At 66.1% G+C, this 21,314-nt stretch carries 22 protein-coding genes and 1 pseudogene; all 23 read left to right on the top strand.

Annotated features, from left to right (window positions below):
* Nucleotides 1-4: 4 nt before the first annotated feature.
* The 23 genes and pseudogenes from ACWHYV_RS13845 to flhF all read left to right on the top strand — a co-directional run bounded on the left by ACWHYV_RS13845 (nucleotide 5) and on the right by flhF (nucleotide 21,308).
* A complete protein-coding gene (locus ACWHYV_RS13845; RefSeq protein ID WP_447977079.1) occupies nucleotides 5-1,435 on the top strand; it encodes a sigma-54-dependent transcriptional regulator in 1,431 nt (476 codons plus the stop codon).
* Between the two features lie 80 nt (nucleotides 1,436-1,515).
* A complete protein-coding gene (gene flgB / locus ACWHYV_RS13840; RefSeq protein ID WP_447977078.1) occupies nucleotides 1,516-1,923 on the top strand; it encodes a flagellar basal body rod protein FlgB in 408 nt (135 codons plus the stop codon).
* 141 nt (nucleotides 1,924-2,064) lie between these two features.
* Nucleotides 2,065-2,514, top strand: coding sequence for a flagellar basal body rod protein FlgC (gene flgC, locus ACWHYV_RS13835; protein ID WP_447977077.1), 450 nt, complete (start codon nucleotides 2,065-2,067; stop codon nucleotides 2,512-2,514).
* 9 nt (nucleotides 2,515-2,523) lie between these two features.
* Nucleotides 2,524-2,841: a flagellar hook-basal body complex protein FliE gene (gene fliE / locus ACWHYV_RS13830; RefSeq protein WP_447977076.1), complete on the top strand. Its 318-nt coding sequence runs from the start codon at nucleotides 2,524-2,526 to the stop codon at nucleotides 2,839-2,841.
* Between the two features lie 132 nt (nucleotides 2,842-2,973).
* A complete protein-coding gene (gene fliF / locus ACWHYV_RS13825) occupies nucleotides 2,974-4,527 on the top strand; it encodes a flagellar basal-body MS-ring/collar protein FliF (RefSeq protein WP_447977075.1) in 1,554 nt (517 codons plus the stop codon).
* A gap of 4 nt (nucleotides 4,528-4,531) precedes the next feature.
* A complete protein-coding gene (gene fliG, locus ACWHYV_RS13820) occupies nucleotides 4,532-5,527 on the top strand; it encodes a flagellar motor switch protein FliG (RefSeq protein ID WP_447977074.1) in 996 nt (331 codons plus the stop codon).
* Nucleotides 5,524-6,579, top strand: coding sequence for a FliH/SctL family protein (locus ACWHYV_RS13815; RefSeq protein ID WP_447977073.1), 1,056 nt, complete (start codon nucleotides 5,524-5,526; stop codon nucleotides 6,577-6,579). The genes fliG and ACWHYV_RS13815 overlap by 4 nt, the downstream gene beginning before the upstream one ends.
* Nucleotides 6,566-7,873: a FliI/YscN family ATPase gene (locus ACWHYV_RS13810; RefSeq protein ID WP_447977072.1), complete on the top strand. Its 1,308-nt coding sequence runs from the start codon at nucleotides 6,566-6,568 to the stop codon at nucleotides 7,871-7,873. Before ACWHYV_RS13815 ends, ACWHYV_RS13810 begins: the two co-directional genes overlap by 14 nt.
* Entirely contained in the window at nucleotides 7,870-8,361 is a 492-nt protein-coding gene (fliJ, locus tag ACWHYV_RS13805; RefSeq protein ID WP_447977071.1) for a flagellar export protein FliJ, read from the top strand. The genes ACWHYV_RS13810 and fliJ overlap by 4 nt, the downstream gene beginning before the upstream one ends.
* Nucleotides 8,351-9,034, top strand: coding sequence for a MotE family protein (locus ACWHYV_RS13800; RefSeq protein ID WP_447977070.1), 684 nt, complete (start codon nucleotides 8,351-8,353; stop codon nucleotides 9,032-9,034). The genes fliJ and ACWHYV_RS13800 overlap by 11 nt, the downstream gene beginning before the upstream one ends.
* Nucleotides 9,035-9,203: 169 nt before the next feature.
* Nucleotides 9,204-10,493 (top strand): flagellar hook-length control protein FliK, encoded by a 1,290-nt coding sequence (locus tag ACWHYV_RS13795; RefSeq protein WP_447977069.1) that lies wholly within the window; start codon nucleotides 9,204-9,206, stop codon nucleotides 10,491-10,493.
* Between the two features lie 18 nt (nucleotides 10,494-10,511).
* The gene (locus ACWHYV_RS13790; protein WP_447977068.1) at nucleotides 10,512-10,790 is read left to right on the top strand and encodes a flagellar hook assembly protein FlgD; all 279 of its coding nucleotides are present in this window, start codon (nucleotides 10,512-10,514) and stop codon (nucleotides 10,788-10,790) included.
* 31 nt (nucleotides 10,791-10,821) lie between these two features.
* The gene (flgE, locus tag ACWHYV_RS13785) at nucleotides 10,822-12,048 is read left to right on the top strand and encodes a flagellar hook protein FlgE (protein WP_447977067.1); all 1,227 of its coding nucleotides are present in this window, start codon (nucleotides 10,822-10,824) and stop codon (nucleotides 12,046-12,048) included.
* Nucleotides 12,049-12,408: 360 nt separating this feature from the next.
* Nucleotides 12,409-12,942 (top strand): flagellar basal body-associated FliL family protein, encoded by a 534-nt coding sequence (locus ACWHYV_RS13780; RefSeq protein ID WP_447977066.1) that lies wholly within the window; start codon nucleotides 12,409-12,411, stop codon nucleotides 12,940-12,942.
* 145 nt (nucleotides 12,943-13,087) lie between these two features.
* Nucleotides 13,088-14,074: a flagellar motor switch protein FliM gene (fliM, locus tag ACWHYV_RS13775; RefSeq protein ID WP_447977065.1), complete on the top strand. Its 987-nt coding sequence runs from the start codon at nucleotides 13,088-13,090 to the stop codon at nucleotides 14,072-14,074.
* 125 nt (nucleotides 14,075-14,199) lie between these two features.
* Nucleotides 14,200-14,457 (top strand): annotated as a pseudogene (fliN, locus tag ACWHYV_RS13770) (flagellar motor switch protein FliN); the annotation flags it as partial.
* Between the two features lie 47 nt (nucleotides 14,458-14,504).
* Nucleotides 14,505-14,840: a FliO/MopB family protein gene (locus tag ACWHYV_RS13765; RefSeq protein ID WP_447977064.1), complete on the top strand. Its 336-nt coding sequence runs from the start codon at nucleotides 14,505-14,507 to the stop codon at nucleotides 14,838-14,840.
* Nucleotides 14,837-15,586: a flagellar type III secretion system pore protein FliP gene (gene fliP / locus ACWHYV_RS13760; RefSeq protein ID WP_447977063.1), complete on the top strand. Its 750-nt coding sequence runs from the start codon at nucleotides 14,837-14,839 to the stop codon at nucleotides 15,584-15,586. The genes ACWHYV_RS13765 and fliP overlap by 4 nt, the downstream gene beginning before the upstream one ends.
* Nucleotides 15,587-15,663: 77 nt before the next feature.
* Entirely contained in the window at nucleotides 15,664-15,933 is a 270-nt protein-coding gene (gene fliQ / locus ACWHYV_RS13755; RefSeq protein WP_447977062.1) for a flagellar biosynthesis protein FliQ, read from the top strand.
* The gene (gene fliR / locus ACWHYV_RS13750; protein ID WP_447977061.1) at nucleotides 15,923-16,723 is read left to right on the top strand and encodes a flagellar biosynthetic protein FliR; all 801 of its coding nucleotides are present in this window, start codon (nucleotides 15,923-15,925) and stop codon (nucleotides 16,721-16,723) included. The genes fliQ and fliR overlap by 11 nt, the downstream gene beginning before the upstream one ends.
* Complete coding sequence (gene flhB / locus ACWHYV_RS13745) at nucleotides 16,716-17,795, top strand: flagellar biosynthesis protein FlhB (protein WP_447977060.1); 1,080 nt, start codon at nucleotides 16,716-16,718, stop codon at nucleotides 17,793-17,795. The genes fliR and flhB overlap by 8 nt, the downstream gene beginning before the upstream one ends.
* Nucleotides 17,796-17,885: 90 nt before the next feature.
* On the top strand, nucleotides 17,886-19,946 hold the full coding sequence (gene flhA / locus ACWHYV_RS13740) for a flagellar biosynthesis protein FlhA (protein ID WP_447980728.1): 2,061 nt from the start codon (nucleotides 17,886-17,888) through the stop codon (nucleotides 19,944-19,946).
* A 123-nt stretch (nucleotides 19,947-20,069) separates the two neighbouring features.
* A complete protein-coding gene (flhF, locus tag ACWHYV_RS13735) occupies nucleotides 20,070-21,308 on the top strand; it encodes a flagellar biosynthesis protein FlhF (RefSeq protein WP_447977059.1) in 1,239 nt (412 codons plus the stop codon).
* Nucleotides 21,309-21,314: the final 6 nt, after the last annotated feature.

Raw genomic sequence — 21,314 nt, 5'->3', positions numbered from 1 at the left:
GCTCATGAATGCGGCGTTGTCCAGTCGTTCGCTTGACGGTGCGGCCTCGGATACCCGTGCGGTGCTCGTCGTCGATGACGAGTCGTCCATGCGGGTGGCGCTGACCGAGTCGTTGCGGCGAAGCGGATACGGGGTGGTGGAGGCCGGCAACGGGCAGGAAGCCTTGGATCAACTGGCGCTCGTCAAGCCGTGGTTGGTGTTGACCGATCTGAAGATGCCCCGCCTCGGGGGGCTTGATGTCCTGAAGGAGATCAAGAAGCGCTCGCCGCACACCCTCGTGGTCGTGATGACGGCCTATGGGACGGTCGAAACCGCGGTGGAGGCGATGAAACACGGGGCGAGCGACTATCTGCTGAAACCGTTCGCCGCGGAACAACTCGAACACGTGCTCAACAATCTCGAGGCCGCCTCGCCGGTGCCGGCGGCGTTCGATGGAGACCCCGCCGTCACGCGCCCGATCCTGAGCGAGGACCCGACGATGGACCGTGTGCTCGCGCTCGCCGAGGGTGTGGCCGCCAGCCAGGCGACCGTGTTGATTCAGGGGGAGAGCGGCACGGGAAAGGAGCTCCTCGCGCGATTCATCCATTCCCGCAGTCCCCGTGCCCATCGGCCATTCATCGCGGTGAACTGCGCGGCGCTTCCGGACGGTTTGCTCGAAAGCGAGCTCTTTGGTCATGAGCGCGGGGCTTTTACCGGGGCGCTCGTCCGAAAGATCGGAAAGTTCGAAATGGCCCATCAGGGGACGCTGTTGCTGGATGAGATCAGCGAGATGAATTTGGGGCTTCAAGCCAAGCTGCTGCGCGTGCTCCAGGAACGGGAGGTGGACCGGATCGGCGGGCGGGAGCCGGTCCACGTCAACATTCGCGTGGTCGCGACGACGAACCGATCGTTGCGCTATGAGGTGGAACAAGGGCGCTTTCGGGAGGATCTCTATTATCGTTTGAACGTCTTCCCGATCGTCGTGCCGCCGCTCCGCGAGCGTCCGGCCGACATCGCCGTGTTGGCGAAGCATTTCGTGCGGACGTCGGCGGCCAGAAACGGCCTTCACGCGACGAGGCTGTCCGAGGCCGCCTTGGCCCTGCTCGAACAGCGGCCGTGGAAGGGAAACGTGCGCGAGCTGGAGAACGCCGTGGAGCGGGCCGTGCTGCTCGCCAACGGCGCGATCATCGAGCCGCAGCACTTCCCCGGCGACGACCTCGTGCGGACCCCGAGGACGACGGCGCCGGCCGGAGCCGATCTCACCGCAACGGGGTCCCTGTGGGAGATGGAACGGGAATTGATCATGAAAACGCTGGACCGGGTGAAGGGCAATCGCACCCATGCGGCCAAGGCACTGGGCATCAGTATTCGGACCCTACGCAACAAGCTGCGTGAGTACCGGCAGTTAGCGAATGGGCTGGGCGAGCCCGTCGATCCCGCCAGGGTGGAGCGGTGAGCCTCGGCCGTGCCGGAGCGTGCCGGCGCCGGGCAATTTTTGCCTAGCGCGGCCTCGGAATCACCGGAGGAGCGCGGACGATGACGATCTTCGACAAGACGATGGGCCTGCTGGAACGGGCGATGGATCTCCGTGGCGCGCGGCACCGAGTCATCGCGTCGAACATCGCGAACGAAGAAACCCCGGGGTATCGCGCCCGAGAGCTGGAGTTTCGGGACGCCTTGTCCTCGGCGACGAAGGGGAATGGAGGGGTGCAGGTCAGGGTGACGAACCCGCGCCATGTGGTCGGCCGGGTCGACGGGGTGCGGGAAGCCGGCGGCCGCATCGCGGAGGTCCCGAGCGCCGAGCTCCCCCTCGATGCGAACTCGGTCAATCTGGACGTCGAGATGGCGAAGCTGATGGACAATGCCATGCAGTACAACACCCAGGCAAGCGTCATCGCGCTCCGCTTCCGCCAGCTCCTGAGCGTGATCCGCGATGCGCGATGAGAGGAGAGGTTAAGGCTGAGGTTTAGGTTGAGTAAACGAACCAGAGGCAAGGTCAGGGCGAGGGAACACTCCTCTCCTGCCTCTCGACCTTAACCTCAACCTGAACCTCAACCTGAACCTTCTTCAAGAAGAGGAGGCCCTATGGATATCAGTGAATCGCTTGCGATTTCTACGTCGGCGCTCGATGCGCACCGGCGGCGTTTGAACGTCATCTCGAGCAATTTGGCGAATGCGCAGTCGACCCATTCGCCCGAAGGGGGCCCGTATAAGCGGCGCGAGGTCGTCTTCGAACCGTCGCCGGTGCCGTCCCTGTTCCAACGGGCGCTGCGGGTCTCGAGCCGGCATCTCAGCGCGCCGGGGCTGGAGGGTGTCAAGGTGGCCCGCGTCGTGGTCGACGGAAAGCCCGGGCAGACAGTCTACGACCCCAAGCATCCAGATGCGGACGCCAAGGGGTATGTGCAGATGCCGAACGTCAACGTGATGGAAGAGATGACGAACATGATTTCGGCGTCGCGCGCGTTCGAGGCGAACGTCCAGGCGATCAACGCGGCGCGGGCCATGTGGAATCGAGCCCTGGACATCGGTCGATAGGAGGCGAGCATGGACGACCTGAGGATCGGAGCGGCGGCCGGCCGGGAAGCGCGTGAGGCGGCCGGCACGGCGGCGAGCGGCGGAACGGTGCCGGGTGATCAGGGGGCCGGAGGCTTCTGGGGGTCGCTGAAGGAGGCGATCGCCCAGGTGAACGACGTCCAACTCGAAGCCAGCCGGACCGTGGATGGGTTCGTGAGCGGCGAGCATCAGAACGTGCATCAGATGATGGTGGCCTTGCAAAAAGCCGATGTCTCCTTTCAGCTCATGATGCAGGTCCGGAACAAGCTCGTCTCCGCCTACGAGGACATCCAGCGGATGCAGGTGTAGGTGAGGACGTTCAGTCCGTTTCGTCCGTTTAGTCAGTTCAGTCCGTGGAGGAGTATAACCAACAGAATAGGATTAGCGTGTCTTAACTGACCAACCGACCTAACGGACCTAACGGAAGTAACGAATGCAACGATGCTGACCAAATTTCAAACCCTGCCCATCATGACGCGTCTTGGGATCCTCCTCGCGCTTGCCGCGGCCACGGCCGGGCTGGTCTCGATCGCGCTCTGGACGCAACAGCCCGAGCTGCAGGTCCTGTTCGCGAATCTGGCGCCCGAGGATGCCGGCGCCATCGTCGAGAAGTTGAAGGAGGCCAAAGTGCCGTATCAGCTCGGGCCCGGCGGTGCCTCCATCCTCGTGCCCGACGCCCAGGTGCACGATCTCCGGTTGCTGCTGGCCGGACAGGGGCTCCCCCACGGAGGCGGAGTGGGGTTCGAGATTTTCGACCGCTCGACCCTCGGGATGTCGGAATTCGTGCAGAAGCTCAACTATCGCCGGGCGCTCCAAGGAGAGCTCGCCCGGACGATCGCGCAAATGCCAGAAGTCGCCCGCGCCCGGGTGCATCTCGCCGTGCCCGAACGTCGGCTGTTCAGCACCGAACAGGATCGGGCACGCGCGTCGGTCGTGGTGTCGCTGCGGGGCAACAGCAGCCTCAGCAAGAGCCAGGTGCAGGGCGTCATCCACTTGGTCGCGAGCAGCGTGGAAGGGCTTCAACCCGGGAACGTCACGGTCGTCGACGGGCACGGCCGGCTCCTGTCCGACGGCGGCGGAGAAGGCCCGGGGCGTCTCACCGGGTCGCAGATGGAGCACCAGCGGACGCTCGAGAAAGACATCGAAACCCGGATCCAGACGATGCTCGAGCGCATCGTCGGCATCAACAAGGCGGTCGTGCGGGTGTCGAGTCTGCTCGACTTCCGCCAGGTGGAATTGACGGAGGAGCGGTACGATCCCAACGGACAGGTGGCGCGGAGCGAGCAGCGGACGCAAGAGAAGTCGAGCGGGACGAACGGCGTGAGCGGCGGGGTCCCCGGCGTGGCGTCGAACGTCCCGCCCGGGGAAGCGCCGGAGACCGGACCGACCAGCACGACGAGCAGTGTGAACAAGAACGAAATCGTCAACTATGAGATCAGCCGCACGGTCTCGAAGATCATCGAACCGATCGGCACGATCAAAAAGCTCTCGGTGGCCGTCCTCGTGGACGGGACCTACGAGCCGGCCAAAGAGGGCGAGACGGCCGCGGCGGCCGCCGAGACGCCGCGAAAGTACATCCCGCGCAGTGACGCCGAGATGAAGCGGATCGAGGAGATCGTCAAGAAGGCGATGGGGTATTCGGCGGAGCGTCAGGACGAGGTCGAGGTGGTCAACGTGCAGTTCGGTCTCGAAGCGGAGGCGGGCGCCGGGACCCCGTCGGACGAGCCCGCCGCCATGAGCTGGAGCCCCTATGTGCGGTACGGCGTGGGGGGCGCGCTGTTCGTGCTGTTCCTCCTGTTCGTCGTCCGGCCGCTCATCGCGACGCTGACGACGCCGGCGCCGAGGCCTGCGCCTCCCCCCGAGGCCGGCACATCGGGCGCCGCGTACGGAGCGGAGGTGGCCTCGCTCCCGCAAACCAAAGTCATCCAACTGGCCAAGAGCGATCCCGAGTCCACCGCCTTGGTCGTCAAGCAGTGGTTGAAATCCGGCGGTTAGGGCAATGGCGAACAGTAAGCTGAGCGGTGAAGAGAAGGCGGCGATCCTGTTGCGGGCCATCGGCGAAGACGCCGCAGCGGCCGTGATGCGGCACTTGGAGCCGAAGGACATCCGCAAGGTCGGCGTGTACATGACGGAAATCTCCAACATCACCCGCGAGCAGGAAGCCGAGGTGATGCAGGAATTCCAGGCGGTGGCGGACCAGGGCACGATCAGCTTCGAGGGCAAGGAATACATCAAGACGATCCTCAGCAAGGCGCTCGGGCCGGACAAGGCGGCCCAGATCATGGACTCGTTCACGTCGATGACCTACCCGGGCATCGAAACGTTGAAATGGCTCGACCCGCGCGCCGTCTCTCAGCTCGTCAAGGTCGAGCATCCCCAAACGATCGCCGTGGTCCTCGCCCATTTGGACCCTGAGCAAAGCAGCCACGTGCTGAGCGCCTTGCCGGACGCGTTGCGCGCCGATGTGGCCCTGCGGTTGGCCACCATGGAGGAGGTGCAGCCGGAAATGCTGCAGCACCTGAGCGACGCGCTGCAGGAGGCCTTGCGGGGGAACAGCGGGCCGCGGGCGCTGAGCATCGGGGGGGCCAAGGTCATGGCGGAGATCATGACCCGGATGGACAAGACGACCGAGGGCTCGATCATGTCGAAGCTGACCGAGCGCGATCCGGCGCTGGCCGACACGATCCGGTCCCTGATGTTCGTCTTCGACGATCTGATCAAGCTCGATGACCGCGGCATGCAGGAGCTGCTCAAGGAAGTCAGCAAGGAAGAGCTGCCGCTCGCGCTCAAGGCGGCCAATCCCGACGTGGTCCAGAAGGTCTTCAAGAACATGTCGAGTCGGGCGGCCGAGATGCTGCGGGAGGACATGGAGGCGCGCGGCCCGATCAAGCTCAGCGATGCCGAGAAGGCCCAGCAAAATATCCTGAAGACGTGCCGCCGGTTGGAGGAGGAGGGCAGGATCGTGATCAGCGGAGAGGGCGAGGTGATGGTATGAGCGGCGCCGTGCGGCCCGCGGCCGCCGCCTGGTCGGCGGACCTCGGGAGTCCTCCCACCCACGTGCTCATCGCCGAGGACGACCCGAGCATCACCGCGCTCCTGGCCGGCGCCCTGCGGGCCGAAGGGTTCGAGGTCACGGCGGTGGGGGACGGCCGCTCCGCCCGGCGCGTCCTCGAGCAACGGCCGGTGCAGGTCCTCCTGACCGATTTTCGGCTGCCCGACGTCGACGGGATTGCGCTGCTCGAAGGCGCGGTGAAGGACGATCCCCGCCTCGTCGGCTTGATCATGACGGGATTCGGCACGGTCGATCTCGCGGTGAAAGCCATGAAGAGCGGGGCCGCCGACATCCTGGTCAAGCCGTTCGAGCCGGAGCAGGCCGTCCTGCTCGTGAAACGGACCCAAGAGCTCGAACGACTGCGCCGCGAAAACGGTGTGCTGAAGCAGGCGGTGCTCAAGAGCGGCGGCGTTCGGCTGCAGGGCTTTCAGCTCGAAGAGCTCGAGGCCGCGCCGTCATCCCCGCCGCACGGCCTCATCGAGTCCTCCCGGAACGAGGCGGCCGCGTACGAACGGGGACTGGCCGAAGGAGAACGGCGTGCGGCCGAGCGCCAGTCCCGGCTCGAGCGGCAGCAGGCGGTCCTGGCGGCCGTGATCCGGGAATTCGAACGCGCCCGGACAGACGTCGTGGAGCGCGCCGCCGATCAGGTGGTTGAGCTCGCCATGGCGTTCGCGGGCAAGATCTTGCGGGAGGCCGTTGAACGGAAGCCGGAGCTGATCGTCGCGCAAGTCCGTGAGGCCTTGAGCCGGGTGGCCGATGCCGCGGCGGTCGTCGTGCGCGTGCATCCGGACGACGTCGCGCTGCTCGAGCAGATGCGGCCGCATCTGCTCGAGGTGTTCGAGCGGACGGTGAGCGTGAGGATCGAGGGCGAGGCGAGCATCGCGCGCGGCGGCTGCCGGCTCGAGACCCCGACCCGCTTCGTCGACGCCACGCTCGATTCCCAGGTGCAGCGGCTCGGTGAGGCGATGAAAGGACGGCTGCATGAGGCCGGATGATCTGCTCGAGCGGATCGACCCGGTCGCCGTCGCCGGCCGGATCACCCAGGCGCTTGGAACCGTGATCGAAGGGTACGGTCCGGTGACCGCCATCGGCGACATGGGCGAGATCGTGCGGGAAGACGGGGAGAGCCGGGTGCCGGCGGAGGTCGTCGGCTTTCGAGACGATCGGCTTCTGCTGATGCCGCTGGGCGAAATGCGCGGCATCGGCTCGAGGAGCCGGCTGATCATGAGCGGTCGCCAAGCCTCGGTGCCCGTCGGAGACGAGCTCCTCGGGCGCGTGCTGGATGGGCTGGGCGCGCCGCTGGACGGACGCGCCCCCATACGGGGCGACGCCGTCTATCCCTTGTATGCGGATCCGATCAATCCGCTCCGGCGGAGGCGGATCAGCCAACCCTTCGACGTCGGGGTGCGGGCGATCAACGGTCTGCTGACGTGCGGGATCGGGCAGAAGATCGGGATGTTCGCCGGCTCCGGGGTGGGCAAGAGCGTCCTGCTCGGCATGATCACCCGAAATGCGACGGCCGATGTGAACGTGATCGCGTTGATCGGCGAGCGCGGTCGTGAGGTGAAAGAGTTCCTGGAGCGGGACCTCACGCCTCAGGGCCTCGCGCGGTCGGTCGTCATCGCCGCCACCTCCGATCAGCCGCCGCTCGTGCGGATCCGCGGAGCCTTTCTCGCGACGGCGATTGCGGAATACTTTCGGGACCGAGGCAAGCACGTCCTGTTGCTGATGGATTCGCTGACCCGGTTTGCGCACGGCCAACGCGAGGTGGGGCTCGCGATCGGCGAGCCGCCCACGACGAAAGGCTACACGCCGTCCGTCTTCGCGCTCTTGCCGAAGCTCCTCGAGCGGGTCGGGACGTGTGACGGTGCGGGCTCGGTGACCGGCATGTACACGATTCTGGTCGAAGGCGACGATCTGTCGGACCCGGTCGCCGACTCGGCCCGGGCGATCCTGGACGGGCATATCGTCCTGTCCCGCGAGCTCGTCGCCCGCAATCACTTTCCGGCGATCGACATCCTGCAGAGCACGAGCCGGGTGATGCGCGACGTCGTCACGCCGGCGCACCATGCCGCCGCCCGGGCGGTGGTGGAGCTCCTGGCGACCTATCGGCGGACCGAAGACCTGATCAATTTAGGGGCGTACAAGCCGGGAGCGAGCGCCACGGTGGATCGGGCGGTAAGGGCGCACGAGGCGATCAGCGCCTACGTGCGGCAGGAGGCATCGGAGTCCACGGGGCTGGCGGATTCGGTGGATCGCCTGCTCAAGCTGGCCGAGATCGGGGCATGACCGAGAAGGTGAATCTGGCGGCATTGCGCAGCTATCGGCGACAGCTCGAGGACGTGCTGCGAACCGAGGTGGCGCGGTTGGAAGCCGCCGTGAAGGAGGCGGCCGAGCAGAGACGGCGTCTCGAGGATCAGGCGGACACGGCCGCTCGGCGTCATGAGGAATCGATGGCCGCCGGACTCTCTCCGGTGGACATGCACACGAGCTACGAGGCGGTGGCAGCCGCGTTAGGGGCGGCGCAACGGGCCGAGGCCCGAATCAACGGGGTGCTGGCCGAATGGGAGGCCAAGCGGACGGACCTGATCGAAGCGGCACGAGAGCGCCGAAAGATCGAATTGCTCGAGGAGCGGCAGGGGCGGACGCGCCGCCTGCTCGCCAATCGAGCGGAGCAGCACGCGCTGGACGAGGCAGCCGGGATCCGGTTCCTGCGGCGGATACGGCCGGGGCTCCCACCCGACGACAGTGCCGGCGATGGATGCCGTGACGTGTGAGCACGTGAGACATGGGGTGCGGGCACCGGGCGCCGGATGGATTGCGCGGCATCGTGCCGTTCCGTGGTTGGCGTGGAGCATCGCCGCGCTCTCCGTCGTCGGGTACGTCGTGATGGCGGGGCTCGGCTCGTGGGCGGGCAGTCCCGCGGCCCCCGACGGGCCGACTCGGCCGCTGGATACGGATGGCCCCGGGCCTGCTGAAGAACGGCCCCGGCTCCAAGGGCCGGCCCTCGAGACGCCGCAAGAAATTTTGGACATGCTGGCGCAGCGCCAGCGGGCGCTCGAACGCCGGGAGGAAGCGGTCCGAACCGCGGAGGCTCGACTGGCGGTCTTGAGGCAGGAGATCGCGGCGCTCGTCGATCGCTACGAGCAGGCGACCAAGGCCGCCCAGGCGGCCCAGGAGGCGGCTCAGAAGAAGCTGGCGCAGGCCCGCCAGAGTACGGCACTCGCCAATGCTCAGGCGGTGGCGAAAATCTATGAAACGATGCCGGCGGAAGAGGCGGCCGACCGCATCGGGCGCATGCCGACCGACTTGGCGTTGCAAGTCCTGCGCGCCGTGAAGGGCAAGACCGCCGGGGCGATCCTTGCCCAGGTCCAACCCGAGAAGGCCGCCAAGTTGACCGCCCTGTACCTGGCCCCGCCTGCGTCGAAGGAGGGCCGCGCGGCCCGCTAGCCTCATCTGTTCTGGGCCGTCTCTCCTGTGGCATTCGTGACCGTCCTCTTTTGCCGCCCGTCCGGCAACTCTTGCCATCTGAGCGCCTCCGTTGAAGTTCGAAGCCCTTGATTCCTTGAATCCTGCCCGCAGGGTGCCATGGCACGATCCTTGAGTCGTCCGGAGCGACATGGACACCGCCCTCATCATTGCCGAGTCGCCCGAGCAGGACCGGCTGCTGGTGAAGCCAGCCAATGTCGGCACGCCGGCGCAGGTCGGCTTTGCCGAGCTGGTTCAACTCTTGGTGTTCGTGACCGAGCCCGCGCCGGTCGAGTCGCTCAGTACCGACAACGGGATGGCTTCGTCGGAAACGGGTCGCCATGTCGACCTCGAGCCTGTTGATGACGAAGCGGTCATGCCCGCGCCGGCCCAAGAATCAGTCGCGGACGAGTCCTCTCATGAGTCGCCTGATAGGGTGCTCGCATCGCTGGTCCAATCGGCTGCTCTGCCGGCGGCCCTCGTCCAACCCCTTCCGCCCGGCTCCCCGTGGCCGGTGGTCGGTCCGCTGCCGGCCCCGTTGGAGGGAACCGACGTCCATGCGCCGGCTCCACGGGCTGCAGAACGTCACAGGGATACCAAGTGGGACGTGGGCGCGATGATGACGCCGACGCCGGCTGTGAGCGATCCGACAAGGGGCGTGGAGCCAGTCATGGGCGAACACATGGTCCCGCCGCGTATGACCGATGTCGACCGGACGGCGCCACGGCCGCCTGCGCCGGAGCCGAAGGCCATGGTCCCACCGCTTGGAGAAGCCGAGGTGGAGGCCGCGGCGCCGGTGGAGGCTCTGACGCGCCTCTTCGTTGACGAGAACCAGGCGGGTCGACCGCCTGACGTGGTTCCCAGCGGTGATGGATCGAGCAAGCCCGGGACAGAGCGGGAAGGAGGACGCGGACAGGCGGGTGCGTTCCATGACGCCGGAAGAATGCCGGCCGAGGCGATCAGCGAGGTGCCTCCGGCTGCGCCGTTTCAGTTCGTCCGCCAGGGTGCCTCGCGGGCAGCGGAAACCGCCGGCCCCGCACCCGCCGGTGACCCCGTGGAGGTCGCGTCCGGGCGCGCTCAGCCGGCTACCATTCACCTGGAAATCGAGCCGGCGGACCTCGGCACGGTGCGGATGCAGGTGACGGTGGCCGAGCACACGGTCTATGCGAAGGTGACGACGGAGCGAGCCGACGTGCAGGACTTCTTGGCGCGCCACCAAGGCCGATTGGAAACGACCCTCAACAGCCAGGGATTGGACATCGGCCGGTTCCAGGTCGATGTCCAGGCGCATGGACGAGAGCGCACCGATCAGGGCCGGCAAGGCGCGACATGGCGTGACAAGGCGCCGGACCACCGTCGGGCCGCGGCGGAGATCGGTCCCGTGGCTGGGAGCGAGGGTCGTGCGCGATGGGACGATCGAAGCGTGAGCGTCTTTGCCTGACGAGGAAAGGAGCGGACGATGGCCACGATTTCAGACATGCTCGGTGCAACCGGATCGACCACTCAGACCACCGCGTCCACGGATTCCGGACGTCTGGGGAAAGATGAGTTCTTGAACCTGCTCGTCACGCAGCTTCAATACCAGGACCCGCTCAATCCGACCGACAACGAAACGTTCATTACGCAGGCGGCCATGTTCAGCCAACTCGAGCAGCTCACGAAGCTGGTCGATCTGGCCCAAGAGTTGGTCGACCAGAACCAGGCGGCCGGCACGGCACAGACCAGCCGGACCGCGTAGCCACCGCATCTATCGCGAGACGGAGGGAACGATGGGGATCTTGACGTCGATGTTCACCGCGGTCAGTGGATTGAACGCCTACGGCAACGCCTTGGCGGTCATCGGAAACAACGTCGCAAACGTGGGGACCGTGGGGTTCAAATCCAGCCGGGCCTCCTTCGCCGAATTGATCTCGGCCAGCTTGGCGAACGCCTTCGGGTCTCAGCAGGTCGGCCTCGGGGTCTACCTCAACCAGATCCAGGGGAATTTCACGCAGGGATCGATCTCCACCACGGGCAGCACGCTCGACCTGGCGGTTGACGGCGACGGGTTCTTCCGGATCGCCGACCCGAGCGGGGCGCTCTACTACACGAGGAACGGTCAGTTCCAGCTGGACAGCAACGGGCAGGTGATCGATGCGGCGGGCAACCTGCTGCAGGGGTACCAAGCCAATGCCTCGGGCGTGATCACGGGGACCATCGGGAACATCACGCTGACGAGCACGAACAGCGCCCCCCAAGCCACCTCGACGGCGGATATCACCGCCAACCTCGATGCGGGGGCGACCGTCCCGACGGCGGCCTTCAGCGTGAGCGACCCGACCTCCTACAATTTCTCCACCGGGTTGACCTTTTATGATTCCTTGGGGAGCGATCACTCGCTGCAGTTGTATTTCGTCAAGACCTCGACCGCCAACACGTGGAACCTCTATTACCAGGTAGACGGGGGCGCGGCCGCCGCGGGCACCAACCTGGTCTTCACCTCCGGCGGCGCCCTGTCGACGGGCGGCAGCCAGGCGCTCTCGCTCACGATCCCCGGAGGCGCGGCCACTCCGCAAACGGTGACGGTCGACTTCGGCAGCATGACGCAGTACGGAGCGACGTCGGCCCTGCTCGACCAAAGCCAAGACGGCTATGCGGCGGGATCGCTCGAACGCATGACCGTGAACGCCCAAGGCGAGATCGTGGCGCAATTCAGCAACGGTCAGACGAGGACGCTGGCACAGGTCGTGATGAACCGGTTCGTGAATCCCCAAGGTCTCGTGCGGGTCGGCGACAACCTCTTCGCCGAGTCCAACGATTCGGGGCGGCCGATCATCGGGACCGCAACCAGCAACGGTCTGGGCCGGATCGTGTCGGGCGCCTTGGAGCAATCGAACGTCGATCTCGGGAAAGAGTTCGTCGACATGATCATCACCCAGCGCGCCTTCCAGGCGAATTCCCGGGCGATCACGACCAGTGACGAAATGCTCCAGGAACTGGTGAACCTGAAGCGATAGCGGAGTAGGGATATGGGGTAAGGGGTAGGGGGTAAGGGGTCTAATAAGGCTCCATGCCCTTTACCCTGGTCGGTGTCGTCTCCGGCCTATCTTCTCTTCTTCGATCTTTTCTTATCCTTCTGTATCTCCTGTACCTCGCGTGTGACTCGACCCGGTGCCCATGGTGATCTCCTGTGTCGCCGTCAGGATTCTGACGCCGTCAAGGCGACCGCCGTCAGCCGATCAGGATTGCTCGGGGTTGTCTCACCACGCAGCGGCTAAGTCACCGCTTTCTTGGAGCATGGTCAGGCGTATGCGCGTAGTCCTGGTGGCATACGCATTGCTTCGACCGAGCGAGGCAATCACAACGAAAGGTGCCGTATGGCTGAAGCAACCGAAGAGAAGGTGGTCGTCGCGCCGCCGGCAGGGCTGCCGATCAAGTTGGTCATCATCATTGCGGTCGTGACCTTGTTGCTGGGGTTGGGCGCCGCGCTGGTGTTCGTCAAGCTGACGGGCAAAGAGCACGTCGAGTCGTCTCCCAAGGAGGCCAAGGCGGCCGCGCCGGAGAAGCACGCAGAGGCGACGACGAAGGTCGTGGGAGCGGCCGGCCCCCCGGGCGCCATCTATGATCTCGATCCCTTTATCGTCAACCTGGCCGACGCCCCCGAGTCTCGCTATCTCAAGATCACCGTCAAGCTCGAGCTCGACCGCCCGGAGGTGTCGGGCGAGCTGGCCGGGCGGGTGCCGCATGTCCGCGATGCGGTGTTGATCCTCCTGACGAGCAAAGAGGCGAGCGCGCTGCGAAGCCCACAGGGCAAGTTTCAGTTGCGCGAAGAGATCACCGAGCGCGTCAACGCCCTTCTGCCCAAGGGCGGCGTACGGTCCGCCTACTTCACTGAATTCGTGGTGCAGTAAAGAAGTGCTGAGTGCTGGGTGCTGAGTTCTGCGTCGAGAAAGAACCATGAGGCTTACGGAGTCAGTGGTCCAGATAATATCCTCCGTCTTCAGCCTTCGTCACTCGGCACTCAGCACTCAGCACTGTTGTACTTAGGCTCACGCCATGGCTGAAAAAGTCCTGTCGCAAGAAGAAGTCGATGCGCTCCTGCGGGGCGTCGTGTCCGGGGACGTGGACACCACGCCCAAGGAAGAGGACCCCGGTGGGATCAAGAGCTATGACCTCGGATCCCAAGAGCGGATCATCCGGGGCCGCATGCCGACGTTCGAGATGATCAACGACCGCTTCGGCCGCCTGCAGTCCATCTCCTGGTCCACGGCGCTGCGCAAATCGGTGGAGGTGAGCATCGTGTCGACCCAGATCATGAAGTTCGGAGATTTCCTGAAGAAGGTGCCGATTCCGTCCTCGCTCAGCGTCTTTCGGATCGATCCCTTGCGCGGGCATGCGCTCATGACCATGAACGCGGTGCTCGTCTACCTCCTCGTCGATCAGTTCTTCGGCGGGACGTGCCAGACCCACGTGAAGCCGGAAGGCCGCGACTTCACCGCGGTGCAGCAGCGAATCATCCGGCTGATGGTCGACCGCGCGATGGTCGACCTCCAGAAGTCGTGGCAGGCGGTCATTCCGGCCAAGGTGCAGTATCTCCGGTCGGAGAGCAATCCCCAATTCGCGATGATCGTCTCCATGCCCGAGATCGTGATGGCCGTGCTGTTCCGGGTCGACTTCGGCGACTCCGCGCACGATCTGTTCATCGTCTACCCCTATGCCATGATCGAACCGATCAAAGAAAAACTGTATGCGGGGTTCTTCTCGGACCATCTCGAGCAGGATACCGGGTGGGCCGGGCGCTTTCACGAGAGCCTGCAGGACTGCGCGGTCGAAATCAAAGTGCAACTCGGGACGGCCACCGTGCGGGTCAAGGACGTCCTGCATTTCAGCCCGGGGGACGTCTTGGTCCTCGATCAGAGTCCCGGCGACCTCATCGTCTCCGCGGTGGAAGGCTTGCCGAAATTCCTCGGCAATGCCGGCGTGGTCAAGGGGAATCGGGCGTTCCGCATCGCCAAGGTGTTGAACGGCACCGGCAACGGGTAGAGGAGGCGACGATGGCGAACGGCGACAGCTCACAGGCACAGGCCGCGGAAGCCGGCGGAGTGGCGACGGGCCCGAAGCCGGCGAGCTTCCCTCCCCTGGAGGGCAAGGACGGGCACGTCCCCACCAAGAACCTCGACTTCATCCTCGACATCCCCATGCAGGTGTCCGTGCAACTCGGCGCGACGAAAATGCTGATCCGCGACCTGCTGCAGTTGGGCCAGGGGTCGGTGATCGAGCTGGAAAAGCTCGCCGGCGAGCCGCTGGAGGTGCTGGTCAACAATCGGCTGGTCGCCCGCGGGGAGGTCGTCGTCGTCAACGAAAAGTTCGGGATCCGGCTGACGGACGTCGTCAGCGCCGTCGAACGCATTCAACAGTTGACCTAAGGGCGTCTCACCCCACGCAACGGGCCCAAGGAGCTCACGAGCCGATCATGGACGTCTGGGACAGCGTGCTGCGCATGGCCTCCTCTCTCGCGATCGTCCTGGCCCTCATGATGGGTCTGCTCGTCGTCGCGCGGCGGCTGCTCACGCGCGGCGGCTTCGTCCAGGCGGGTCAGCCGCTCGTCCGTGTCCTGGGCACCGGATACCTCGGCCCGCGGAAGAGCATCTCGCTCGTGTCCGTCGCGGGCGAGCTCCTGATCATCGGGACGACCGGCGATGCGATCGTCCCGCTGGGCCGCCTGGGCGAGCCGACCCGTGCCGTCGCGGCCGTACAGGGCTCCGGAGGAGCGTCGGCCTCGGGGGCGGCGGCGGGTGATCCGCGATGAGAGCCGCCGTCGTCCTCGTGGCCTTCGTCGCCGTCCTGACCGTCCTCGTGGCCGAGCCTCCCTCCGCCGCGGCCGACGGGCCCTCGATCACCATCGATCTCGGCAGCGCCACCCGAGGGCAGACCGCCGTCGTCATTCAGATCCTGGCGCTGCTGACGGTCCTCTCGCTCGCTCCCGCGCTCTTCATCATGGTCACGTCCTTCACGCGCATCGTCATCGTGCTCGCCTTTCTCCGCCAGGCGTTGGGCGCCCAGCAGGTGCCGCCCAACCAGGTCCTGATCAGCTTGGCCTTGTTCCTCACCCTGTTCGTCATGGCGCCGGTGGGGCAAACCGTCTACGCGCAAGCCGTGCAGCCCATGCTGAACGATCAGCTCACGTACGAGCAGGCCTGGGAGAAGGGGATCGGACCGATCCGAACCTTCATGTTGAAGCAGGTCCGGGAGAAGGACCTCGAGCTGTTCGTCGATCTGGCCAAGCTGGCGAAGCCGCGCTCGCCGGAGGACTTGCCCACCCACGTGGTCATCCCGGCGTTCATCCTCAGCGAATTGCGCATCGCGTTTCAGATCGGATTTCTCATCTATATCCCGTTTCTGATCGTCGACATGGTGGTCGCAAGCGTGCTGATGTCGATGGGGATGATGCTGTTGCCCCCCGTGGTCATCAGCCTGCCGTTCAAGCTGATCCTCTTCGTGCTCGCGGACGGGTGGTACCTGGTCGTCGGCTCGATGGTGAGAAGCTTTCAATGAGGCAATGATGAATGATGAGCGCAGAGTGATGAATAGGGAATCTTCACTCATTACTCATCACTCATCACTGGTCTTGTATGTCTCCTGACGCGGTGATCGAGATCGGGCGGCGGGCCATCGAGACCATCCTGCTGGTCTCGGCGCCCATGCTGGCCCTGAGTTTGGTCGTCGGCCTCCTGGTCAGCCTGTTTCAGGCGATGACGCAGATTCACGAGGCGACGTTGAGCTTCGTGCCGAAGATCCTCGCGGTGTTCGTCGCCGCGCTGCTGTTCTTCCCCTGGATGCTGGACAGCCTCGTCGGCTTCATGACGTCTCTGCTGCTGAGTATTCCCGACTATGCACACTGAGATGGTGTTCGGCCAGACCCTGCAGGTGGCGCTCCCCCAGTTCCAGCTCTTCCTCATCGTCGTGGGCCGTGTCGCGGGTCTTCTGGCCGCCTGGCCGATCGTCGGGAGCCGGGTGATCCCGCTGCAGATCAAGACGGCGCTCGTGGTCCTGTTGGGGTTCGTGCTGGCGCCCCTCGTCCGGGCCACGGCGCTCCCCGACGATCCGCTCGTGCTGACCGGCGACGTGGCCGGCGAGTTCCTGATCGGCCTGGTCATCGGCGTGGCCGTCCGCGTCGTCTTTGCCGGCATCGAGCTTGCGGGAGAGTTGATCGGCACCCAAATGGGGCTGGGCGTCGTCCAACTGTTCGACCCGACCACGACGCAGCACGTCCCGCTGGTCGGTCAGTTCCACACCCTCCTCGCCTCGCTGGTCTTCCTGTCCCTCAACGCCCATCTCGTCGTCGTCCGCGCGATCGCGGAGAGCTTCGACCTGGTGCCGCCGCTGACCGCCGCGTTGTCCCCGGCGCTCGGCGAGCACGTGCTGCGGGTCTCCTCCGGCCTGTTCGCGGTCGCGCTCAAGCTCGCCGCGCCCGTGCTGCTGACCGTGCTGGTCGTGAATCTCGCGATGGCCGTCATCGGGCGGGCCGTGCCACAGATGAACGTCTTCGTCTCCAGCTTCCCGGTGACGATCGGATTGGGCTTGGTGATCATGAGCGCCGCGCTGCCCTACGGCGTCGGGCTGTTCCAGCACGAGTTCGAGCGTCTCCCGGAGACCGTGCGCGACCTGCTGAGGGGATTGGGGCATGGCTGAGCAGGGCGGCAATCGAACCGAGCGCGCGACCACCCGGCGGAAAGCCGAAGCCCGGCGGAAGGGCCAAATCGCGTTGAGCCGGGACATCCCCACGGCGGCCGTTCTGTTCGGGGGATTGGCGCTGCTCTCGCTGTTCACCGGCCCGGCGATGGCCAAGATGACGCACATGACCCAGGCATGGCTGGGGCGGGCGACCGATCAGGCCGCCCACGCCGTCCTCCGCGTGGACACCATCCAGACCTTGCTGGGCGCGGTCGCGTGGGATGCCCTGGGACTCGCGCTCCCCTTCGCCGTCGGCGTCTCGGCGGTCGGCTGCATGGCCTATCTCGTGCAGACGGGCTGGCTCTGGCAGGGCGACGGCCTTCGTTTCGACGCGTCCCGCGTCAGCCCTCGCGCCGGTCTCACGCGGCTGTTCTCGTTCCGGTCGGTGGCGGAGCTCGTCAAGGCCTTCGTCAAAGTGCTCGTGATCGGCGCGGCCGCGTACGTCGCCGTGCGCCGCGACTTCAGCCGGTTGCCCGAGTTCGTGCAGTACGAATTGCCGGCGACGCTCCAGATGGCCGGCGCCCTCACCTTTCACGTCGCGATGCTGATCGCGACGACGGTCGGGCTCGTCGCCGTCGTGGACTATGCCTATCAACGGTTCGAATGGGAGCGCAGCCTGCGCATGACCAAGGAAGAGGTCAAGCAGGAGCAGCGCGAAGCCGAGGGCGATCCGCTCCTCCGATCGCGGGTCCGAAGCCTCCAGCGCCAGATGGCACGGAGCCGAATGATGGCGGCGGTCCCGAACGCCGACGTGGTCATCACGAATCCGACCCACGTGGCGGTCGCGCTCCGGTACGAGCAGAAGACGATGGGCGCCCCCGTCGTCGTGGCCAAGGGCGCCGGGTATATCGCCGAGCGTATCAAGGAGATCGCGGCGGAGCACGGGGTCATGGTGGTCGAGAACAAACCGGTCGCCCGGACGCTGTATCAACTGGTCGAGGTCGGCCGGGAGGTCCCCGTCGATCTGTATCGGGCGGTCGCGGAGATTCTCGCGCTCGTCTACCGGGCGCGCGGTCAAGGGGTGGCCTAACCATGTCTCTGCCCCGCGAGGTGCCCCATGCGGCGTAGCCCGTCCTCGGCTGCGGTTCCGCCGCCGGCCCGCGCGCCCATCGCCCTTCCGATGCCGGAGGTCCTGCGCCATCCCGATGTGCTGATGTCGGTCGGTGTCGTCGCCGTCCTGATGATCATGCTGCTCCCGCTCCCGCGCTTCGCCCTCGACGTGCTGCTGGCCTTCAATATCACGCTCGCGATCCTCGTCCTGCTGGTCGGCATGCAGGTGCGCAAGCCGCTCGAGTTCTCCGTGTTCCCGTCGGTGCTCTTGATGGTGACGTTGCTGCGGCTCTCGCTGAACATCGCGGCGACCCGGCTGATCCTGCTCCACGGGAACGAAGGGACGGGAGCGGCCGGGGAGGTGATCCGGGCCTTTGGCCATTTCGTCGTCGGCGGCAGCTACACCGTCGGCCTGGTCGTGTTCGTGATCCTGGTCGTCATCAACTTCGTCGTCGTGACGAAGGGTGCCGGCCGGATCGCCGAAGTGGCCGCGCGTTTCACGTTGGATGCCATGCCCGGCAAGCAAATGAGCATCGACGCGGATCTCAACGCGGGGCTCATCAACGAAGCCGAGGCCCGGCGCCGGCGGAGGGAAGTGGCCGAAGAAGCGGACTTCTACGGGGCCATGGACGGAGCCAGCAAGTTCGTGCGGGGGGACGCGATCGCGGCCGTCATCATCATCCTCGTCAACATCATCGGGGGCCTGGCGATCGGTGTGTTGCAACAAGGGATGACCTTGGCCGCCGCCGCGCAGAACTACACGCTCCTCACCGTCGGGGAGGGGCTGGTGGCGCAGGTGCCCGCCCTGATCGTCTCCACGGCGGCCGGCATCGTCGTCACGCGTGCCGCCTCGGACGCCAATCTGGGGCAGGACATCGCGGACCAGATGTTGATTTCCTCCAAGGTGCTGGCCACCGCCTCGGGCATTCTCGTGGCCCTCGGCTTGGTCCCGGGCCTTCCGCACGTGGCGTTCCTGCTGCTCGGCGGCGCGGTCGGATGGGCCGCCTATGAATTGCACAAGCAGGAGCAGCAACCGACTGCGGCCCCCGAGGCCGCGGCGTCGGCCAAGCCCGCCGAGGCGGCCCCGCAGGTCGTGCCCCTGGATCTGATGGAGGTGCAGGTCGGGTACGGCCTGATCGGGCTCGTCGACGGCGAACGGGGCGGCACCCTGCTCGAGCGCATCAAGGGGCTGCGCCGCCAAGTCGCCGCGGACATGGGGTTCCTCGTCCCGCCGATTCACATCCGCGACAACTTGCAGCTTCGGCCCAACGAGTATGCCGTGCTGCTGAAGGGGGTGGAGCTCGTCAAGGGCGAGGTGCTGCCCGGGCACGTGCTCGCGATCGACCCGGGAACCGCCCGGAAGGGCGTGGTCCAAGGGATTGCGACCAAAGAGCCGGCGTTCGGCCTTCCGGCCCTGTGGGTGCCGGAAGCCGGGCGGGAACAGGCCCAGATGGCAGGGTACACGGTCGTCGACGGCAGCTCGGCGATCGCGACGCATCTGAGCGAAATCATCAAGCGCCACGCCTCCGAATTGCTCGGCCGCCAAGAGGTGCAAGGGCTGCTCGACGACGTCGCGAAGTCCTACCCCAAGCTCGTGGAGGAATTGGTTCCGAGCGTGCTCCCCTTGGGGGTCGTCGTCCGAGTGCTGGCCAACCTCCTTCGGGAGGGGGTGCCGATCCGCGACCTCCGGACGATCCTGGAGGCGATCGCCGATCAGGCGACGGTGAGCAAGGACCCCGATGGCTTGACCGAAGCGGCCCGGCAAGCGTTGGCGCGGACGATCACGAAGCAATACGTCGGGCCGGACGGGACCTTGCCGGTCATCAGTCTGGACCCCCGGCTCGACCGCACGCTCGTCGAACAGGCGACGGCCGGTCAGGGCGGGTTTTGGGGGATCGATCCGAGCGTCGCCCACAAGCTGCTCGCCGCGCTCAAGCAGGCGGCGGAGCGGCTCGCGGCCCGCGGTCAGCAGCCCGTGATCCTGTGCTCCCCGGTTCTCCGCCGCCACGTCCGGAAACTGACCGACCGGGTGCTGCCCGCGGTTCCCGTGCTCGGGATGAACGAGATCGACGCGATGGCGAAAATCACCGCGGCTGAAACGATCAGGCTCAGTGAAGAAGGTTCAGGTTGAGGTTGAGGTTAAGGGAAGAGCATGGGACTGAGGCGAAGAGTGGGGCGAAGAACGTCACGATTCTTCCGATTTCAGCCTGAACCTTAACCTCAACCTCACCCTCACCCTTCCCCAGAGGTGGCGATGAAGATCAAGACGTTCCAGGCCTTGACGATGCAGGACGCGCTCAAGGCCATCAAGGCCGAGTTGGGACCGGAAGCCGTGATCATCTCCACCAAGCAGGTCTCCCAGGGGACCAGCCGGTTCGGTCTCTTGAGTCGGACAATGGTCGAAGTGACCGCTGCGGTCGATGTCGAGCCGGCCCGGCCGGCTCGGGGGCGAGTCGATCAGCCGGCCCGTGTGCAGGACGAGCGGCCGTCATTCGATCAGGTGCTGCGTGCCTCGTTGCACACGAAGACCGGACCGGCTCCCGGGAAACGATCGTCGCCAGCTGAGGTGCAGGCGGAGGAGGGGCGCGGATGGGCCGACGTGCTCGAGGAGCTCAAGCAGATCCGAGAGTGCCTGGGGGTGACCACGGCGGAGACGCGCCGGCCCGTCGCGCCGAAGGGGGAGGCCGACATTGCGCCGCTGGTTCGGATCGGCCTTGATCCGGCGACGGCTGAAGGGTTGATCCACGATGCGGCCGAGCGCTGGGGCCGCGCCCGCGAGCAGTCCTGCGACGAGTGGCGGCGCTGCTTGGTCCAGGCGATCGCGGCGCGGGTCAAGACGAGCGGGCCGGTGCTCTCCCCGGACGAACGCCGCAAGATCGTGATCCTCGTCGGGCCGACCGGCGTGGGAAAGACCACCACGATCGCGAAGCTCGCGGCGCACTATCGCTTGCAGGAGCATCGCTCGGTCGCCCTCATCACACTCGATACCTACCGGCTGGCCGCGGTCGAGCAACTCCGGACGTACGCGAACCTGATCGGCGTGGGGCTCGACGTGGCGCTGACCCGCCGAGAGGCGCTGGAGAGCATGGCCCGCCGCCGGGACGCGGAGTTGATCCTCATCGATACCGCCGGCCGAAGTCCGCGGGACGCGTCCGGACTGGCGGAGCTGCGCGAGCTGATCAGTTTCGATGCCCCGCTGGAGGTCCATCTCGTCGTGTCGGCCACGACCCGGGAGCGCGACCTCCTCGAGAACATGGGGCGCTACCGGCAGCTCCCGATCAGCCGATTGCTCGTGACCAAGATGGATGAGACCGGCTGCTTCGGCGGGATCGTGGAGCTCATACGGCAGACCGGTCTCCCCGTCTCGTACCTCAGCCGCGGGCAGCGGGTGCCCGAGGATCTCGAAGCGGCGCAACCCGAGACCCTCGCCGATCTGGTGCTCACCGGAGTCGAGCTGAACATGCCGGCGCTGGCGCCGGCGCAGGCGTCATGAGAGGAG

It is taken from the genome of Candidatus Nitrospira bockiana (assembly GCF_965152565.1).
This window is presented reverse-complemented; position numbering and strand designations above follow the sequence as displayed.

Bases quoted from the DNA above. Each gene is read 5' to 3' on its own strand.
- ACWHYV_RS13845 (WP_447977079.1), top strand. From the start codon at position 5: ATGAATGCGGCGTTGTCCAGTCGTTCGCTTGACGGTGCGGCCTCGGAT.
- flgB (WP_447977078.1), top strand. From the start codon at position 1,516: ATGACGATCTTCGACAAGACGATGGGCCTGCTGGAACGGGCGATGGAT.
- flgC (WP_447977077.1), top strand. From the start codon at position 2,065: ATGGATATCAGTGAATCGCTTGCGATTTCTACGTCGGCGCTCGATGCG.
- fliE (WP_447977076.1), top strand. From the start codon at position 2,524: ATGGACGACCTGAGGATCGGAGCGGCGGCCGGCCGGGAAGCGCGTGAG.
- fliF (WP_447977075.1), top strand. From the start codon at position 2,974: ATGCTGACCAAATTTCAAACCCTGCCCATCATGACGCGTCTTGGGATC.
- fliG (WP_447977074.1), top strand. From the start codon at position 4,532: ATGGCGAACAGTAAGCTGAGCGGTGAAGAGAAGGCGGCGATCCTGTTG.
- ACWHYV_RS13815 (WP_447977073.1), top strand. From the start codon at position 5,524: ATGAGCGGCGCCGTGCGGCCCGCGGCCGCCGCCTGGTCGGCGGACCTC.
- ACWHYV_RS13810 (WP_447977072.1), top strand. From the start codon at position 6,566: ATGAGGCCGGATGATCTGCTCGAGCGGATCGACCCGGTCGCCGTCGCC.
- fliJ (WP_447977071.1), top strand. From the start codon at position 7,870: ATGACCGAGAAGGTGAATCTGGCGGCATTGCGCAGCTATCGGCGACAG.
- ACWHYV_RS13795 (WP_447977069.1), top strand. From the start codon at position 9,204: ATGGACACCGCCCTCATCATTGCCGAGTCGCCCGAGCAGGACCGGCTG.
- ACWHYV_RS13790 (WP_447977068.1), top strand. From the start codon at position 10,512: ATGGCCACGATTTCAGACATGCTCGGTGCAACCGGATCGACCACTCAG.
- flgE (WP_447977067.1), top strand. From the start codon at position 10,822: ATGGGGATCTTGACGTCGATGTTCACCGCGGTCAGTGGATTGAACGCC.
- ACWHYV_RS13780 (WP_447977066.1), top strand. From the start codon at position 12,409: ATGGCTGAAGCAACCGAAGAGAAGGTGGTCGTCGCGCCGCCGGCAGGG.
- fliM (WP_447977065.1), top strand. From the start codon at position 13,088: ATGGCTGAAAAAGTCCTGTCGCAAGAAGAAGTCGATGCGCTCCTGCGG.
- ACWHYV_RS13765 (WP_447977064.1), top strand. From the start codon at position 14,505: ATGGACGTCTGGGACAGCGTGCTGCGCATGGCCTCCTCTCTCGCGATC.
- fliP (WP_447977063.1), top strand. From the start codon at position 14,837: ATGAGAGCCGCCGTCGTCCTCGTGGCCTTCGTCGCCGTCCTGACCGTC.
- fliQ (WP_447977062.1), top strand. From the start codon at position 15,664: ATGTCTCCTGACGCGGTGATCGAGATCGGGCGGCGGGCCATCGAGACC.
- fliR (WP_447977061.1), top strand. From the start codon at position 15,923: ATGCACACTGAGATGGTGTTCGGCCAGACCCTGCAGGTGGCGCTCCCC.
- flhB (WP_447977060.1), top strand. From the start codon at position 16,716: ATGGCTGAGCAGGGCGGCAATCGAACCGAGCGCGCGACCACCCGGCGG.
- flhA (WP_447980728.1), top strand. From the start codon at position 17,886: ATGCCGGAGGTCCTGCGCCATCCCGATGTGCTGATGTCGGTCGGTGTC.
- flhF (WP_447977059.1), top strand. From the start codon at position 20,070: ATGAAGATCAAGACGTTCCAGGCCTTGACGATGCAGGACGCGCTCAAG.